Raw genomic sequence first — 15,372 nt, 5'->3', positions numbered from 1 at the left:
CCCGCGGCTCCGGCCGAGGGGAGGCCGCCCTCAGAGGGCGGTCAGCACCCGCTCGATGATGGCCAGGCTCTGGTCCAGCTCCTCCCGGCTGATGGTGAACGGAGGGGCGAAGCGCACGGTCCGCTCCCCCGCGGCGTTGCCGAGCACCCCCGCCTCGCGCAGCTTGCCGAGCACCTGGGGCGCGTCGCGGTCCATCTCCAGGCCCACCAGCAGGCCCTGGCCCCGGACCTCCACCACGCGGCCCGCGGGCAGCCGGGACTGGATGCCCCGCAGCTTCTCCAGGAAGTACGCCCCCTTGGAGTTCACCTCGTCGAGGAAGCCCGGCTGGCGGATGACCTTCAGCACCGCGTTGGCGGCGGCGGCGGCCACCAGGTTGCCACCGAAGGTGGACCCGTGGCTGCCGGGCACCATGCTCGCGCCCACGTCGTCGCGGCACAGCATGGCGCCGATGGGCAGGCCGTTGCCCAGCGCCTTGGCCATGCTGATGGCGTCCGGGAGGATGCCGTCGCGCATGAAGCCGAACGGGATGCCCGTGCGCCCCATGCCCGTCTGGATTTCATCCACCAGCAACAGCAGGCCCTTCTCGTCGCACAGCGCCCGCAGGCCCTTGAGGAAGCCCGCGGGAGCCTGACGCACCCCGCCCTCGCCCTGGACGGGCTCCACCAGGATGGCGGCCGTGGTGGGCTTCACCGCGGCGCGCACCGCGTCCAGGTCCCCGTAGGGCACGTGGTGGAAGCCCGCGGGCAGCGGCTCGAAGCCCGCGTGGTACTTCGGCTGTCCGGTGGCCGTGACGGTGGCCAGGGTGCGGCCGTGGAAGCTGCGCTCGAAGGTGATGACCTCGAAGCGCTCCGGCGTGCCCCGGTCCTTCATCACCTTGCGGGCCAGCTTCAGCAGGGCCTCGTTCGCCTCCGCGCCCGAGTTGCAGAAGAACGCGCGCGACAGGCCGCTCCACTCGCACAGCTGCGCCGCCAGGTCGATCTGCGGCTGCGAGTAGAACGCGTTGGAGACGTGCCACAGGGTGTCCAGCTGCGCGTGCGCCGCCGCCACCACGTCCGGGTGACAGTGCCCGAGCGCGCACGTGGCCACGCCCCCGATGAGGTCCAGGTACTCCCGCCCATCCGCGTCCCACACGCGCGTACCCTGCCCACGTGCCAGGACGATGGGCTGCTGCTTGTAGTTCTGCAGCAGGTGGTGGCGGGCCTTCTGGATGAGGGTGTCGTTGGAGCTGGGGGCGGCCGAGGGCACGGGTTGCGGCAAGGGAGTCAACCTTCCTTGTGGTGAGGGCACTGCGGTGTGCGCGCCATATAGCGCGCTAGAGGATGTAGCGCGACAGGTCCTCGTCCTGGACGATGGCGCCCAGCCGCTCGCGCACATAATTGCCGTCCACCTGGAAGTCCCGGGGGCCCAGCTCGCTGGCGGAGAAGGAGACCTCGTCGAGCAGCCGCTCGAGCACGGTGTGCAGGCGGCGAGCGCCGATGTTCTGCGTGCGCTCGTTCGCCTGCTGGGCGATGCGCGCCAGCTCCGTCACCGCGTCGTCCGTGAAGGACAGGCGCACGCCCTCGGTGGAGAGCAGCGCGGTGTACTGGCGCAAGAGGGAGTTCTTCGGCTCGCGCAGGATTCGGATGAGGTCGTCGCCGGAGAGCGGCTCCAGCTCCACGCGGATGGGGAAGCGGCCCTGCAGCTCCGGGATGAGGTCGCTGGGCTTGGAGACGTGGAAGGCGCCCGCGGCGATGAAGAGCATGTGGTCCGTCTTCACCATGCCGTACTTGGTGTTGACGGTGGAGCCCTCGACGATGGGGAGGATGTCGCGCTGCACGCCCTCGCGCGAGACGTCCGGGCCTCCCCCGCCCTTGCCGCCGCCGTCGCGGCTGGCGATCTTGTCGATCTCGTCGATGAACACGATGCCGCTCGACTCGGCGCGCACCACCGCCTCGCGCTGGACGCGGTCCGGGTCCACCAGCTTCTGGGCCTCCTCCTGACGCAGGAACTGGAGCGCCTCCGGCACGCGCACCCGACGCCTGCGCGTCTTGCTCATGCCGGGCATGTTCTTGAAGAGGTCCTGCAGGTTGACGCCGATCTCCTCCATGCCCTGGCCGGAGAAGCCGCGCATGAAGGTGGGCGCGCTGTCGCTCGTCTCCACCTCCACGAACTGGTCATCGAGCGTGCCCGCGCGCAGCTGGGCGCGCAGCTTCTCGCGCTCGTTGTCGCCCAGGCGCTGGGGCGCGGGCTGCGCAGGCGGCGGCGCGAAGCCGAACGGCGGCGGCGAGGACGGCGTGCGCGGCGCGCCGTTGTTCTGGAGCAGCTCCATCAGCCGGTCCTCGGCGAGCTCCTCCGCGCGGGGGCGGACCTTCTCCGTCTCCTCCTCGCGCACCAGGCCGATGGCGGCCTCGACGAGGTCGCGGATCATCGACTCCACGTCGCGGCCCACGTAGCCCACCTCCGTGAACTTGGAGGCCTCCACCTTGACGAACGGCGCCTGCGCCAGCTTCGCGAGCCGGCGGGCGATCTCCGTCTTCCCCACGCCGGTGGGGCCGATCATGATGATGTTCTTCGGGTGGATCTCGTCGCGCAGGTCGTCGGAGACCTGCTGGCGGCGCCAGCGGTTGCGCAGGGCGATGGCCACCGCGCGCTTGGCGGCGTTCTGCCCGACGATGTAGCGGTCCAGCTCGCCCACCACCTCACGAGGCGTGAAGGCGGACGTCTTGCGCGATTCGGCCACGGGGAGGCTCCTAGAGCTCTTCGATGGAGATGTTGGAGTTGGTGTAGATGTCGATTTCGCCCGCGATGGACAGCGACTGCTGCGCCACCTCGCGAGCGGTCAGCTGCGTGTGGGCCATCAGCGCCCGGGCGGCGGCGAACGCGTAGGGGCCTCCGCTGCCCACCGCGGCGATGCCGTGGTCCGGCTCGATGACGTCCCCGGCGCCGGACAGGATGAACGTCTTGTCCTTGTCCGCGACGACGAGCAGCGCCTCCAGCCGGCGCAGGAAGCGGTCCGTGCGCCAGTCCTTGCCCAGCTCGACGCAGGCGCGCGCCATGTTCTTCTGGTGCTCCTTGAGCTTGCCCTCGAAGCGCTCGAACAGGGTGAAGGCATCGGCGGTGCTGCCCGCGAACCCGGCGAGGACCTGCCCCTCGCCCAGCTTGCGGACCTTCTTCGCCGTGTTCTTCATCACCGTCTTTTCGAGCGAGACCTGACCGTCGCTGGCGATGGCGACCTTTCCGTCGCGTCGCACACAGAGGATGGTGGTGCCGTGGAACATGGAGCGGGTTTAACAAGCCGCGCCCCGCGTTTCCAAGGAACACCGCCCGCCTGTCCGCTCCCGCACCGTTTCTCAGGCGCGGGGGTGGGCGGCGTCGTAGACCTGCTGGAGCTGCTCCCAGCTGACGTGGGTATACCGCTGCGTGGTGGACAGGCTCGCGTGGCCCAGCAGCTCCTGGATGCTGCGGATGTCCGCGCCCCCACCGAGCAGGTGCGTGGCGAACGAGTGACGCAACGCGTGCGGACTCACCTTGCGCGCCAGCGCGCACTTGAGCACGTGCTGGTCCAGGTGTCGGCGGATGCTCCGGGGCGTCAGCCGGCCGCCGCGGAAGTTGAGGAAGATGGCCTCCGGCGCCTGCCCCGGCCTGGGCTCCGCGAGCAGCTCTCCCCGGCGCGCCAGGTACGCCTCCAGCGAGCGGATGGCCTGCGCGTTGACGGGCACCAGGCGCTCCTTGCTGCCCTTGCCCATGACCCGGACGATGCGGCCGCTCCGGTCCACGGCGAGCAGGTCCAGGTCACACAGCTCGCTGATGCGCAGCCCGCCGCCGTAGAGCATCTCCAGGATGGCCTTGTCGCGCAGGCCGAGCACGGACTTCAAGTCGTGCACGTCGAGCAGCGCGAAGACCTCCTCCACCGGCAGCACCTTGGGGAGCGCCTTGGGCAGCTTCGGGCTCTTCACCAGCTTGGCGGGGCTGGCGGGCAGCAGCTTCTGGCGCACCAGGTACTTGTAGAAGGACTTGATGGAGGCCAGGCGCCGCGCGCGGCTGGCGGGCGCGTGGTCCACGCTCAGGGTGCCCAGGTAGCCGCGAATCGCCGCGTGCGTGCCGGCGAGCAGGGACGACTTCATCCGCTCGACCAGGTAGCGCTCGTAGTCCACCAGGTCGACCAGGTAGTTGCGCACCGTGTGCGGGGACGAGCCCTTCTCGTCCTCCAGGTGGACCCGGAACTTCTCCAAGAGCGGCGACAGGTTCGTCATGGCGAGGTCGAGCGTAGGGGGCCCGGAGAGCCTCGCAAGATTCCGGGCCCCACGAAACCCCTACTTCGTCGGCACGGCCGGGGCGGTGGGCACGACGACCGGCGCGACGGGAGGCGTGGGCAGCAGCGCCACGCACGTGGCGTCCGACAGCCAGGCCTTCTGGCACATCCAGGTGAGGATGGGGTTGCGCACCTGCCAGAGCAGGATGAACAGCACCAGCGCCGCGAGCCCCAGGCGGGACCACCAGGACAGCCCCTCCTGCTCGCCATCCTCGTCCTGCTGGGCGAGCAGCGCCGGGCGGACCATGTCTCGGTGGTCCACGCGCGCGCCCTTGGGCAGTCGGGGCCGGCGCGTCACCAGCGTGGACAGCCCGCGCGTGAGCATCAGCCGATCATTGAGCGCCCAGCCGGAGCCCTCCAGCAGCAGCGCCAGGTTGCGCCGACGCAGCTTCAGCCAGCCGAGCAGCCCCGCCGGCGCCATCACCGCGATGGCGATGAGCGACGCGGCCGTGATGACGTCCCCCAGCGTCAGGGACTTCACCTGCGAGACGATGAACGCGAACGAGGAGCCGAGCGCCGCGGCCGCGATGCTGCCGGCCGCGATGACCCCCGCGAGCCCGCCAGGCGCCGCCGCGGGAGCGGGAGCGGGCGCCGCCGTGGCCGGAGCCGGGGGCGCGGTGGGGGATGGGGCCGCGGCCACCGTCTTCGCGTAGCCCTCCTCCAGCGTCGCGTCGAAGGTCTTCTCGCCCGCGGTGGCCATGCCCTCCACCTTGCTGGTGATGAAGCCGGCCATGCGCGTGAAGGGCATGGTCATCGACTCCCACAGCGACACGGGCTGACGGATGACGTGCGTGACCGTGGCGTCGTGCTCCTGGTTGTCCACGTCGTAGAAGACGCCGCGCTTGCCCACGACCAGGTCCGTGCTGCGGCCGCGCGTGACGGGCACCGCCACCTCGTAGCCGGGCGTGCCGTCCTTGGGCGCGACCATCACGTAGAGGATGCACGTGGTGCCCTGGCTCGTCAGCGCGGCGTGCTCGGCGCGGTTCTTGGCGAGCACCGACAGCGTGTACTTGCGCCCGCCGAGGATAAGCGTCCCGCGCTCCATCAGCGCCGGGGCCTTGGGCAGGTACAGGTTGGGCATGCTGATGAAGTTGTTGGCGAACACCAGCAGCCAGCGCTGGTAGAGCACCAGCCGCTCCAGCTCGATGATGGACGCGAGCGTGGGCGCCAGCGCGAGGTCCGCCTGGCTCACGGCGTCGAGCGCATCCACGTCCGCGAGCGACACCGTCTCCAGCGAGCCGGCCAGCTTGTGCAGGGGGCTCGCGTCGCGCGTCGCGAACCACGCGAGCACCGCGTCCGCCTTCGCCACCAGCTCGCGCCACGCAGTGTCCGTCAGGCGCTCCGGGTCCCCCGTCAGCGGCGCCGCGACGTCGCGACGGAATGCCTGGAGCTGCTCGTACGCGGGGCCGCGCAAGAGGCGCGACCACTCGAGCACACCCGCCGCGTCGGGAGGAGCAATCGGCAGGTCGCCCGCGGCCTTGCCCAGCGCGGCCGTGTCACCGAGCGCGCCCTCCACCCGCTCCGCGCGCAGCCGCAGGGCCGCCGCCGCCTCGGGCTGCGCGGCGACGAGCCGGCACTGCAGGAAGTACGCGTCCAGGAGCGGCGCCACCTCGCGGATGCGCTTCGCGCGCGCCTCGCTCTCCTCGCCCCAGACGAAGACTTCGCCGCGCTTGCCCAGGTGCGTGAGCAGCGCCTGACGCTCGTCGCGGAAGCGCTGGAGCATGGGCTTGTCGACGCCCGCCTCCCCCGCGCGGTTCTTCACCTCGGGGAAGGACGCCATGATGTCGCGGGCGAGCGGACGCAGGGACTCCGGCAGCCGGTCCGGGGCGATGATGCCGTCGCCGTTCTGCCCCGCCTTGCGCAGCGCCTCGTCGCTGGCGCGGACCTGGGCCAGGGAGATTCGGCCCGTGTCCGCCGCGCCCACGGTGCGCAGGATCATCTCCGCCGCGCTCCGCAGCGGGGCCCCCTCCGAGGACAGCGCGTTGAGCTCCAGCACGTCGCTGCTCGCGTCCGCGCCGCGCCGGTCCTTCAGGTGTCGAGCGGCCCAGTCCACCGCGCTGCGGACCTCCGCCACGCGGACTCGGCCATTGCCATCCGTGTCGAGGAACTTGAGGAAGGCCGGGTCACAGCTCAAGCCCTCCAAAGGGCACGCCGTGGCAATCCACTGCGTCTCGGGGATGCGCGAGGCCTCCACGAGCACGTCGAAGGTGGGGATGTCGACCTGGAGCGAGCCGCCATAGCGGCGATACGTGAGCGGAGTCGAAGTCATGCGCGCCGCGGACCTAAGCACACCCGAGGACCCTCGGGCGACACCGAGCGAGGGACTCCTGGGTTGTCATCCCGGACCCGGTGTCTCCGGGCCAGGACGACGGCGCGGGCCAAGCCATCGGAACGACGTGCCTCCCGCTGGCGAGGCCCCTGCACCCGTCGGCGGCACACCGCTTCACCTCCGCGAGGGAGCCGATGCACACCGCCGCCACCACCGAGTACGACGACCGTTTCCACCTGAGCCGCAAGCGCTACTTCCAGCTGCTCGCGCTCTCCAGTCTCTGGTTCACGGTGAACGACACCCCACTGCTGCCCGTGGGGTTCTTCTTCGCGCTGCGCTTCGTGGGCGCCAACTACGAGACGACCTTCTTCCACTCGCTGCGCACCGGCCACAAGGTGGTGCTCGCATGCCTGGGCGTGGCGCTCTTCTCCGTGCTCGCCTTCGGCCCGCACGCGGGCTTCAGCATCGGGGAAGGAGGCGTGAGCTTCCAGCTCACGCTCCGGTGAGTCCCGAGGTCCTCCGGGTCAGGGCAGCGCGCTCACGCTGTAGACGCCCGCCTTGGGCCCCTGCGCGATGATGTAGACGGCGCGCGAGTCCTCCTTGCCGCCGAAGTACACGGGCACCTGGACGCCCTGGTCCAGCGGCTTTCGCGCCTGCGTCTTCGCGTCGTACACGGCGATGTCGTACGTGTCCGAGTCCATGCGGGCGTACGTGGCCAGCACGCGCTTGCCATCCGTGGACAGCTTGTAGCTGAAGATGCCCTGGAGCCACGTCTGCGGCTCGGCCTTCTGGGGCAGCTCCAGCGCCTTGAAGTCACACGCGCGGCCGTTGCGGATGCAGTTCGAGCGGAACACCACCTGGCCGTTGCCCGGCATGAAGCCGTAGCCGAACACGCCCCGGTGCACCTTCTCCGCCTTCTCCGCGCCCATCGGATAGAGCATCAGGTCCACCGAGTACTCGGGCTTGAGGAAGCGAGAGAGGAACGCCACGTAGCGCGCGTCCGAGCCCCACACGAAGTTGGGCACCCGGTCCCCCACCCGCCTGGGCGCGCCGTCCGGCAGCGACGCCACCGCCATCAACCCCGCGCGCGCCGTCACGTCGTACTTGTCCAGGAAGCCCACCGCCTGCGAGTCCGGCGAGAAGGCGAAGGTCTCCACGCGCTCGCCCACCTTGCGGCCCGGGCCGCCCGCCGCGGGGCCCACGTACAAGTCCCCCGGCACGTCCGGCTTGCCGTTCTCCGAGCGCGCCAGCCACTTGCCGTCCGGAGAGAAGCCGAACGACTGCGACGCGACGGCCAGCCGCTTGGGCTTCTCCGCGGGCAGCTCCGCCAGGTAGAGGTCATAGAGCCCGCGCACGGACTCGCTGCGCACCTGGAAGGCCACGCGCTGGCCATCCGGCGACACCGAGTAGTCGCCCACCTGGTCCGCCAGCTTGCGCGGCGCGGCCTCCGGCTTGTCCACGGCGACGACCGCCAGTCCGCCCGCCGCGGACAGCCGCCGCTTGAACAGGAGCGCCTTGCCGTCGGCGGTGAACTGCGCCGTGCTCACCTCGGCCGCCACGTCGACGAAGGGCCCCGCGGGCAGCGGCCCCAGCTTCAGCTTGCCGCCGTCGACGAACGCCACCTTCGTTCCATCCGGCGAGGGCAGCATGTAGCTGACGGCCGTGCCGAGCACCGCCGGCTCCGCCTTCGCGTCGTCGAGCGTCGCCACGTTGAGCGTGCCCGACTGCGAGGCCGGGTTGTAGCCGGTGAGGTACAGCGCGTAGCGCGAGTCGGCCGAGAACAAGAGCCCGCCCGGCACGTTCGTCACGCTGTCGCCCAGCTTGCGAGGCTCCCCTCCCTCCACCGGCACCACGCGCAGCTCGCCCAGCAGCATCTGCGGCGGCACACCGTCCAGCCGGGGCTTCTGCCCGTTCATCAGGTACGTGGCGAAGCGCCCATCCGACGTGAGCCGCAGGTCCGCCGCGCGGCCCGCGTCCAGCAGCAGCCCCTGCCCCGCGCCCGCCGGAGCCCGCCCGGTGGGGCTCGGCGCGGCCGGCGCGCTCGGCGCCGCCGCCGAGGGAGTCGCGGCCGACGGGCTCCCCGCCGGCTTCGCGTCCTCGCTCTTCTTGCATCCGCCGCCAGCCACCACGAGCGAGGCGACCAGCCCCGCGCCCAGAAGTCGTCCCAGCCTCGGCCGAATCATGCGCTCCTCTGCTCCTCGTGCTCCGGGGCGCCCGATGCCGGGACACCCGCGTGTGGCAGCCACGCCGCCAGGTCCGTCCTCGCGCGGGCCGAATACGCCACCCGCTTCTCCGCCTTCTTCATCCGCCCCGTCAGCGGCGGGAAGAGGCCGAAGATGATGTTGGAGGGCTGATGCGGGTAGTCCGGCGGGTGCGCTTCGCCCGTCACATGCCGGAACAGCGCGCCCAGCGCCGTCGTCGCCGGGGGCGGAACCCACGGCTTGCCGCTCAGCCGCGCATGCAGCGCCAGCGCCACCAGATAGCCGCACGCCGCGCTCTCCACGTACCCCTCCACGCCCGACACCTGCCCCGCGAAGAACACCCGGGGCTCGCTCTTGAGCGACAGGTCGCTCGACAACAGGCGCGGCGAGTCGATGAACGTGTTGCGGTGGATCTGCCCCATCCGCAGGAAGTCCGCGTTCTGCAGGCCCGGGATGCAGGTGGTGAAGATGCGCTTCTGCTCACCCCACGTCAGGCGCGTCTGGAAGCCCACCATGTTCCACGCCGTGCCCGCGCGGTCCTCCATGCGCAGCTGCACCACGGCATGGGGCTCCTTGCCCGTGCGCGGGTCCCTCAGCCCCACCGGCTTCATCGGCCCGTAGGCCAGCGTGTCGTCGCCGCGTTCCGCCATCACCTCGATGGGCAGACAGCCTTCGAAGTATTTCGGTTCCTCGAAACTGTGCGGAACCACCTTCTGGCCCGCCTTCAGCTCCGCGATGAACCGGTAGTACTCCTCGCGGTTCATCGGCAGGTTCAGGTAGTCGTCCCCGCCGCCCTTGCCATAGCGGCTCTGCCGGAAGGCCACCGTCAGGTCGATGGAGTCCGCCGACAGGATGGGGGCGATGGAGTCGTAGAAATAGAGCTTCTGCCCCACGTGCCGCTCCAGCTCGCGCGTCAGGGCGTCGGACGTCAGCGGCCCGGTGGCCACCACCACGGGGCCCTCCTCGGGCAGCGTCTCCACCTCGCCCGCCACCAGCTCCACGCCGCCGGAGTTCCTCAGCGCCTGGGTGATGGCCTGGGAGAACCCCTCGCGCTCCACCGCCAGCGCGTCGCCCGCGGGCACCCGGTGCGCATCCGCGCTCGACAGCACCACCGAGCCCAAATCCCGCAGCTCCGCGTGCAGCAGGCCGATGGCGCTCTCCGGGTTGTCCGAGCGCAGCGAGTTGCTGCACACCAGCTCCGCGAGCGAATCCGACTTGTGCGCTGGCGAGCGCTTGTGGGGCTTCATCTCGCGCAGCACCACCGGCACGCCCCTGCGGGCGAGCTGGTACGCGCACTCCGTGCCCGCGAGACCGCCGCCAATCACCGTCACCCGCTGCTTCACGTCCGACATCCGCGTCCTCCCGGGAGCGCCCACGCGCGCGTGCCCGTCAGCCAACAGTTAGCAGGACTGGCACGCCCTGTCCCGACCGTGAATCCACGAGCGTCAACCCGTCGTCGGGGACAGGCCGCCGTGTCCGCCCGCCCGCCCCCCGAGCCACCTTTGCCCCCCGTTGGAAGGCGCGGTTTCCGCACCTGGGTTGCACCCCTACGTTTCTCGCGTTCGTCGCTCGGGGCCGCGTGCTTCCGAGCGAGCGCAAGACGCACTCGAAGCAGCATCCACGAAGACGAGGCCCATCATGAGCCGAGCCCAAGACTTGCTGAGGGTACGCGAGATACTCCAGCGCCGCAGGCGGGAAATCCTCACCACGAGCGACGGCGCGCACCGCGAGCTGACGGCGCTCAAGGAGCAGGAGCGCGACCCCGAATACGAGGAGCAGGCCCAGTCGGAGCTGGCGGACTACACCCTGTCCAGCCTGATGGAGGCCCAGCGGCGTGAAATCATGCTCATCGACGCCGCGCTGCGGCGCATGGACATGGGCGTCTTCGGCGAGTGCGTGGACTGCGGCCAGGAGATCTCCAAGGAGCGCCTGGAGGCCCTGCCCTTCGCCATCCGCTGCGAGGAGGACGCCACCGCGCACGAGCAGGAGATGCGCGGCGGCCACTACGCCACGCCGTCCCTCTAGGCGACGCGGGACACGGACACGGGCCGGGCGCTCCCTGACTCACGCCAGGGGGCGCCTTCAGTCTCCGTCCTTCTTGAGGACGACGAAGCGGTAGTTCTCCAGCTCGTTCTGTCCCGCCGTGTAGAGCACGCTCAGGAGCATGTCGTACGGCACCTTGCGGTCCGCGATGACGGACAGCTCCTGGCTGAAGGGCGCCTGCGGATTGCGCTCCGCGATGTACTTGAGCTTCTCCACTTCCTTCTTCAGGCGCGCGTCGAGCGGGAGCACCAGCCGGCCCTGGAGGGCCTCGGCCGGGAGCTGACCGTTCACCAGCCGCAGCACCTCGCGCTCGCCCACGAGGATGCTCTTGGGGGTGATCGTGACGGCCACCGTGTCCCGGGGCGTCGCGCGCGTGGTGGACACGGGGGGACGCACGTCCTCGGACGCCGTCACCGCCGCGGAGGACGAGGCGAAGGACTTGAGCAGGAACACCAGGAGGATGGTCATCATGTCCATCATCGCGGTGATGTTCAGTTCCTTGATCTCCCCCGCCGCCTCGCGCTCCTTGCGCTTCTTGCGCGCCAGGGCCCGGCGGTAGCGCAGCCGCGCGAGGGCCTCCTCGTCGACGACCTCCGGCACGTGCGGCAGCGTCTCGGCCATGGCTCAGGTCCCCGCCAGCGTGACGTCGGGGAACAGCAGGCGGCGCTGGGCGCCCTGCTCCTCGCGGATGGCGTCCATCGTCTGGATGAGCGCGTCGTAGGGGATGTCCGCGTCCGCGCCGACGATGACCTTGGTCTCCTTGGGGAACTCCGACTTGATCTTCACCATCCACGCGTTGAGCGCGGCGTAGTCGAAGTCACCGTCGGCGCGGGTGGGCACCGTGGGCGCCCCGGCCTCGCCGAGGATGGCGTTCTCGCTGCTGACGAAGTGACCCTTGCGCGAGATGAGCACCGACAAGGTCAGCTTCGGCTCGTCGCTCGCCGACTCCTGCGTCATGCCCGCCGACGGAGGGCCGTACGCCGGCGCGCTCACGTTCAGGATGCCGAACGAGGCCAGGCCGGTGATCGACAGCAGCATGAAGATGATGAGGTTCATGAGGATGTCGAGGTACGGGACGACGTTCAGCTCGCCCGACTCCTCTTCCTCGCGGACCTTCAGCTTGCGGCGGGAGTAGTAGAACGCCATGGACGCGCGCTCCGCCCGCGCTACGACGCGCGAGCCTCGAGCTCCGTGGCCGCCGGGTCCACGCCGCCGCGCCGCGACAGCAGGTTCTCCAGCTTCAGCGCGTGCAGCTCCAGGCTCTCCACCATGCCCTTGGCGTACGACGTCAGGAACAGGTGGAACACGATGCACAGCACCGCGATGGAGAGCGCGAAGGCCGTGTTGTTCATCGCCTTGGAGATGCCCTCCGACAGGAGCACCTGCTTCTGCTCCGCCGGCACATTGCCCAGCGCCTGGAACGTCCCGATGAGGCCGAAGATGGTGCCCACCAGGCCCACCAGCGTGGCGATGTTCGCCAGGGACCACAGCCAGGGGATGCGCTTCGTCACGTGCGGGCTGTACTCGACGATGGCCTCCTCCACGCCCTTGGCCACCTCGATCTCACCCCGGTTGGCGTTCACCAGCCCCGCGCGGATGACCTTCGCCAGCGGCGCGTTGGGCGCCATGGCGCAGACCTTCACCGCCCGGTCCAGGTTGCCGCTGCGCACCAGCTTGGAGATCTGCTCCATGAAGGGCGCGGGGTTCAGGTTGTAGCGGAACACCAGCGTGACGATGCGCTCGGTGGCCACCGCCAGCGCGCACGCCAGCCAGAACAGGTTCACGAACATGAACGGACCGCCATCCTTGAAGAACTTGATGACGGAGTCCGTGACACCCAGCTTGCCGGCGTCCGCGGCCGCGAGGCTCGCGTTGACCAGCCACTCGCTGACCACCGAGGAAATCATTGGCCGGGTTGTAGGGCGGGCCCGCCGAAGCTGTCAAGCCACGGACGGGCCAGCCCCCTGTAAACACTTGGGTTTTCAGGCAGCCGAGCTGGTCCCCGGGTCCGTGGGGACGCCCGGCTGCTCCGCGACCTCCCGCCGGTAGTCGCACTCCTTGTTGGGGCAGGAGATGTACGCCCCGTCCCGCTTGGAGAACTTCTGCAGCAGGTACGGCGAGGCGCACTGGGGGCAGGACTCGGCGAGCGGCCGGTCCCAGGCGGCGAAGCGGCAGTCGGGGTAGCGGTTGCAGCCGAAGAAGATCTTCCCCCGGCCGCTGCGGCGCTCCGTCAGGTAGCCCTGCTTGCACTCCGGGCAGTTGACGCCGATGGAGATGGGCTTGGACGTCTTGCAGTCCGGGTAGCCCGAGCACGCCATGAAGCGCCCGAAGCGGCCGCGCTTGATGACCATGGGCTTGCCGCACTTCTCGCACAGCTCGTCCGTCGTCTCCTCCTCGACGATGACGATCTTCCCCTCGGCGTCCCGCTTGAAGTCCTTGGTGTTCTTGCAGTCGGGGTAGTTCGAGCAGGCGAGGAAGTGCCCCATCTTTCCGAACTTGATGACGAAGTGGTTGCCGCACTTCTCACAGGCGATGTCGGTCTTGATCTCCTCGCGCTTGACGTCGCGCATCTCCGCCTTCGCCTTCTCGAGCGTGTCCTTGAAGGGCCCGTAGAAGTCGCGCAGCACCGCCACCCACTTGGCGCCGCCCTCGGAGATCTGATCGAGCTTCTCCTCCATCGTCGCCGTGAAGGTGACGTCCAGCTCGTGGGGGAAGTGCTTGACGAGCATCTCGTTCGTCATCTGCCCCAGGTCCGTGGGCCGGAAGCGGCTCTCCAGCTTCTCCACGTACTTCTTGTCCTGGATGGTGGAGAGGATGGCCGCATACGTGGACGGCCGGCCGATGCCCTTCTCCTCCAGCTCCTTCACCAGCGTGGCCTCGCTGAAGCGCGGGGGCGGCTGGGTGAAGTGCTGCTCGTGCACGAGCTTCTGCAGCCCCAGCTTGTCGCCGTCGTTGAGCACCGGCAGGTCGCCCACCGCGTCGGCGCCGTCCGCGCTCTCGTCACCGGCGGCCTTGGCCTTCTCCTTCTCCGCCTCCTCCTCCGGCGTCAGGCCCGCGCCGTACACCGCGAGGTAGCCGGGGAACTTCAGCGTGCTGCCGGAGGCGCGGAACGTGGCCCGGCCCGCGGCGATGTCCGCGCTCGTCTGGTCGTAGACGGCGGGCTTCATCTGGCACGCCACGAACCGGTTCCAGATGAGCTCGTAGAGCCGGAACATGTCCTGCTCGTCCATCGCGTCGAAGAACGGGCGCACCCGCTCCGGCGGGTACTCCAGCGACGTGGGGCGGATGGCCTCGTGGGCGTCCTGCGCGCTCTTGCGCGACTTGTAGACCACCGGCTCCTCGGGCAGGTACTCCGCGCCGTACTTCGTGCCGATCATCTCCCGCACCTGCTTCACGGCGTCGTCCGACAGACGCGTGGAGTCCGTGCGCATGTACGTGATGAGCGCCGTCTGGCCCTCCTCGCCGAGGGGCACGCCCTCGTAGAGCTTCTGGGCCAGCGTCATCGTCTTCTTCGCGGTGAAGGACAGCCGGTTGGCCGCCTCCTGCTGGAGCTTGGACGTGATGAAGGGCGCGGGCGCGTTGCGGCGGCGCTCGCGGCGGTCCACCTTGGCCACGTTGAAGGCGGCGCCCTGCAGCTCGGCGACGAGCGCCTCCGTGTTGACGCGGTCCTTCAGCTCCACCTTCTTGCCGTCCACCTTGGACAGCTTGGCCTTGAACGGCGGCGGGCCGGACGGGCCCTCCAGGAGCGCGTCCAGCGTCCAGTACTCCTCGGGGACGAAGGCCTTGATCTCCGCCTCGCGCTCCACGATGAGCCGCACCGCCACCGACTGCACGCGGCCGGCGGACAGGCCCCGGCGGATCTTCTGCCAGAGCAGCGGGGAGATCTGATAGCCCACCAGACGGTCCAGGATGCGGCGCGTCTGCTGCGAGTCGTAGTTGTCCTGGTTCAGCTCGCGCGGCTGGGCGATGGCCTCCTGGATGGCCTTCTTGGTGATTTCGTTGAAGGTCACCCGCATCGCGTCCGGGTGCGCCAGCTCTTCCTTGATGTGCCACGCAATGGCCTCGCCCTCGCGGTCGGGGTCCGTGGCCAGGAAGACCTTGTCGGCGGACTTCGCCATCTTCTTCAGCTCGTTGAGCACCTTCTCCTTGCCCTTGATGACCTCGTACTCGGGCTGGAAGTCGTGCTCGACGTCGACGCCGATCTTGCTCTTGGGCAGGTCCTTCACGTGCCCCACGGAGGCCTTCACCGTGTAGCCGGAGCCCAGGTACTTCTTGATGGTCTTCGCCTTCGCGGGCGACTCCACGACGACCAGGTAGTGCGGCCCCTTGCCGCGCGGCGTGGCCTCCTCCTCCGCATCCGCCTCCACGGAGGGCAGCGCGTCGTCGTCACCCTTCTTCGTCGCGCGCCGACGGGCGGCCGTCTTCTTCGCCGCGGCCTTCTTGGCCGCAGGCTTCTTCTTGGCGGCGGTGCGACCGGCCGCCTTGCCGGCTGCCTTGCGGGGCGCCTTCTCCTCGGTCGCCTCGGTCTCTTCCGCCTTCTTCTTCGTCCGCGTGGCCATGACTCTCCT

Annotated in this window: 13 protein-coding genes; 2 read left to right on the top strand and 11 right to left on the bottom strand. The window is 69.9% G+C overall.

Going from position 1 to position 15,372, the window contains the following annotated elements; translation table 11 throughout:
* Window positions 1-30: 30 nt before the first annotated feature.
* From AC6JA9_RS18545 to AC6JA9_RS18525, 5 genes are all read right to left on the bottom strand, one after another.
* Window positions 31-1,266, bottom strand: a complete 1,236-nt coding sequence (locus AC6JA9_RS18545; protein WP_046713256.1) for an aspartate aminotransferase family protein — start codon at window positions 1,264-1,266, stop codon at window positions 31-33.
* 46 nt (window positions 1,267-1,312) lie between these two features.
* Complete coding sequence (hslU, locus tag AC6JA9_RS18540; protein WP_426746678.1) at window positions 1,313-2,719, bottom strand: ATP-dependent protease ATPase subunit HslU; 1,407 nt, start codon at window positions 2,717-2,719, stop codon at window positions 1,313-1,315.
* A 10-nt stretch (window positions 2,720-2,729) separates the two neighbouring features.
* Window positions 2,730-3,257: an ATP-dependent protease subunit HslV gene (gene hslV, locus AC6JA9_RS18535; protein ID WP_223751764.1), complete on the bottom strand. Its 528-nt coding sequence runs from the start codon at window positions 3,255-3,257 to the stop codon at window positions 2,730-2,732.
* Window positions 3,258-3,329: 72 nt separating this feature from the next.
* The gene (locus AC6JA9_RS18530) at window positions 3,330-4,232 is read right to left on the bottom strand and encodes a tyrosine recombinase XerC (protein ID WP_223751765.1); all 903 of its coding nucleotides are present in this window, start codon (window positions 4,230-4,232) and stop codon (window positions 3,330-3,332) included.
* Between the two features lie 60 nt (window positions 4,233-4,292).
* Window positions 4,293-6,560, bottom strand: coding sequence for an EF-hand domain-containing protein (locus AC6JA9_RS18525; protein ID WP_497960326.1), 2,268 nt, complete (start codon window positions 6,558-6,560; stop codon window positions 4,293-4,295).
* 194 nt (window positions 6,561-6,754) lie between these two features.
* Here AC6JA9_RS18525 and AC6JA9_RS18520 point away from each other — a divergent pair, with 194 nt between their 5' ends.
* Window positions 6,755-7,066, top strand: coding sequence for a hypothetical protein (locus tag AC6JA9_RS18520; protein ID WP_497960324.1), 312 nt, complete (start codon window positions 6,755-6,757; stop codon window positions 7,064-7,066).
* 18 nt (window positions 7,067-7,084) lie between these two features.
* Here the strand turns inward: AC6JA9_RS18520 and AC6JA9_RS18515 are convergent, their stop codons facing one another.
* Both AC6JA9_RS18515 and trmFO read right to left on the bottom strand, forming a co-directional pair.
* On the bottom strand, window positions 7,085-8,743 hold the full coding sequence (locus tag AC6JA9_RS18515) for a gliding motility protein (protein WP_497960322.1): 1,659 nt from the start codon (window positions 8,741-8,743) through the stop codon (window positions 7,085-7,087).
* Window positions 8,740-10,113 carry a methylenetetrahydrofolate--tRNA-(uracil(54)-C(5))-methyltransferase (FADH(2)-oxidizing) TrmFO gene (gene trmFO, locus AC6JA9_RS18510; RefSeq protein WP_223751769.1) on the bottom strand — a complete coding sequence of 458 codons (1,374 nt, stop codon included), beginning with the start codon at window positions 10,111-10,113 and terminating at the stop codon, window positions 8,740-8,742. Before trmFO ends, AC6JA9_RS18515 begins: the two co-directional genes overlap by 4 nt.
* Before the next feature lie 286 nt (window positions 10,114-10,399).
* Between trmFO and AC6JA9_RS18505 the strand changes: the two genes are divergently transcribed.
* Window positions 10,400-10,786: a TraR/DksA family transcriptional regulator gene (locus tag AC6JA9_RS18505; RefSeq protein WP_141329652.1), complete on the top strand. Its 387-nt coding sequence runs from the start codon at window positions 10,400-10,402 to the stop codon at window positions 10,784-10,786.
* A 57-nt stretch (window positions 10,787-10,843) separates the two neighbouring features.
* Here AC6JA9_RS18505 and AC6JA9_RS18500 read toward each other — a convergent pair whose 3' ends face one another.
* The 4 genes from AC6JA9_RS18500 to topA all read right to left on the bottom strand — a co-directional run bounded on the left by AC6JA9_RS18500 (window position 10,844) and on the right by topA (window position 15,363).
* Window positions 10,844-11,425 carry an ExbD/TolR family protein gene (locus AC6JA9_RS18500; RefSeq protein WP_141329650.1) on the bottom strand — a complete coding sequence of 194 codons (582 nt, stop codon included), beginning with the start codon at window positions 11,423-11,425 and terminating at the stop codon, window positions 10,844-10,846.
* A 3-nt stretch (window positions 11,426-11,428) separates the two neighbouring features.
* Window positions 11,429-11,950, bottom strand: a complete 522-nt coding sequence (locus tag AC6JA9_RS18495) for an ExbD/TolR family protein (RefSeq protein WP_074957437.1) — start codon at window positions 11,948-11,950, stop codon at window positions 11,429-11,431.
* Between the two features lie 20 nt (window positions 11,951-11,970).
* The gene (locus AC6JA9_RS18490; RefSeq protein ID WP_223784669.1) at window positions 11,971-12,711 is read right to left on the bottom strand and encodes a MotA/TolQ/ExbB proton channel family protein; all 741 of its coding nucleotides are present in this window, start codon (window positions 12,709-12,711) and stop codon (window positions 11,971-11,973) included.
* A gap of 75 nt (window positions 12,712-12,786) precedes the next feature.
* A complete protein-coding gene (gene topA / locus AC6JA9_RS18485; RefSeq protein ID WP_223751771.1) occupies window positions 12,787-15,363 on the bottom strand; it encodes a type I DNA topoisomerase in 2,577 nt (858 codons plus the stop codon).
* Between the last annotated feature and the right edge of the window lie 9 nt (window positions 15,364-15,372).

The organism is Myxococcus sp. MH1 (assembly GCF_059738865.1).
This window is presented reverse-complemented; position numbering and strand designations above follow the sequence as displayed.

Bases quoted from the DNA above. Each gene is read 5' to 3' on its own strand.
- AC6JA9_RS18500 (WP_141329650.1), bottom strand. From the start codon at position 11,425: ATGGCCGAGACGCTGCCGCACGTGCCGGAGGTCGTCGACGAGGAGGCC.
- AC6JA9_RS18505 (WP_141329652.1), top strand. From the start codon at position 10,400: ATGAGCCGAGCCCAAGACTTGCTGAGGGTACGCGAGATACTCCAGCGC.
- AC6JA9_RS18520 (WP_497960324.1), top strand. From the start codon at position 6,755: ATGCACACCGCCGCCACCACCGAGTACGACGACCGTTTCCACCTGAGC.
- AC6JA9_RS18495 (WP_074957437.1), bottom strand. From the start codon at position 11,950: ATGGCGTTCTACTACTCCCGCCGCAAGCTGAAGGTCCGCGAGGAAGAG.
- topA (WP_223751771.1), bottom strand. From the start codon at position 15,363: ATGGCCACGCGGACGAAGAAGAAGGCGGAAGAGACCGAGGCGACCGAG.
- hslV (WP_223751764.1), bottom strand. From the start codon at position 3,257: ATGTTCCACGGCACCACCATCCTCTGTGTGCGACGCGACGGAAAGGTC.
- AC6JA9_RS18515 (WP_497960322.1), bottom strand. From the start codon at position 8,743: ATGATTCGGCCGAGGCTGGGACGACTTCTGGGCGCGGGGCTGGTCGCC.
- AC6JA9_RS18530 (WP_223751765.1), bottom strand. From the start codon at position 4,232: ATGACGAACCTGTCGCCGCTCTTGGAGAAGTTCCGGGTCCACCTGGAG.
- AC6JA9_RS18490 (WP_223784669.1), bottom strand. From the start codon at position 12,711: ATGATTTCCTCGGTGGTCAGCGAGTGGCTGGTCAACGCGAGCCTCGCG.
- trmFO (WP_223751769.1), bottom strand. From the start codon at position 10,113: ATGTCGGACGTGAAGCAGCGGGTGACGGTGATTGGCGGCGGTCTCGCG.
- AC6JA9_RS18525 (WP_497960326.1), bottom strand. From the start codon at position 6,560: ATGACTTCGACTCCGCTCACGTATCGCCGCTATGGCGGCTCGCTCCAG.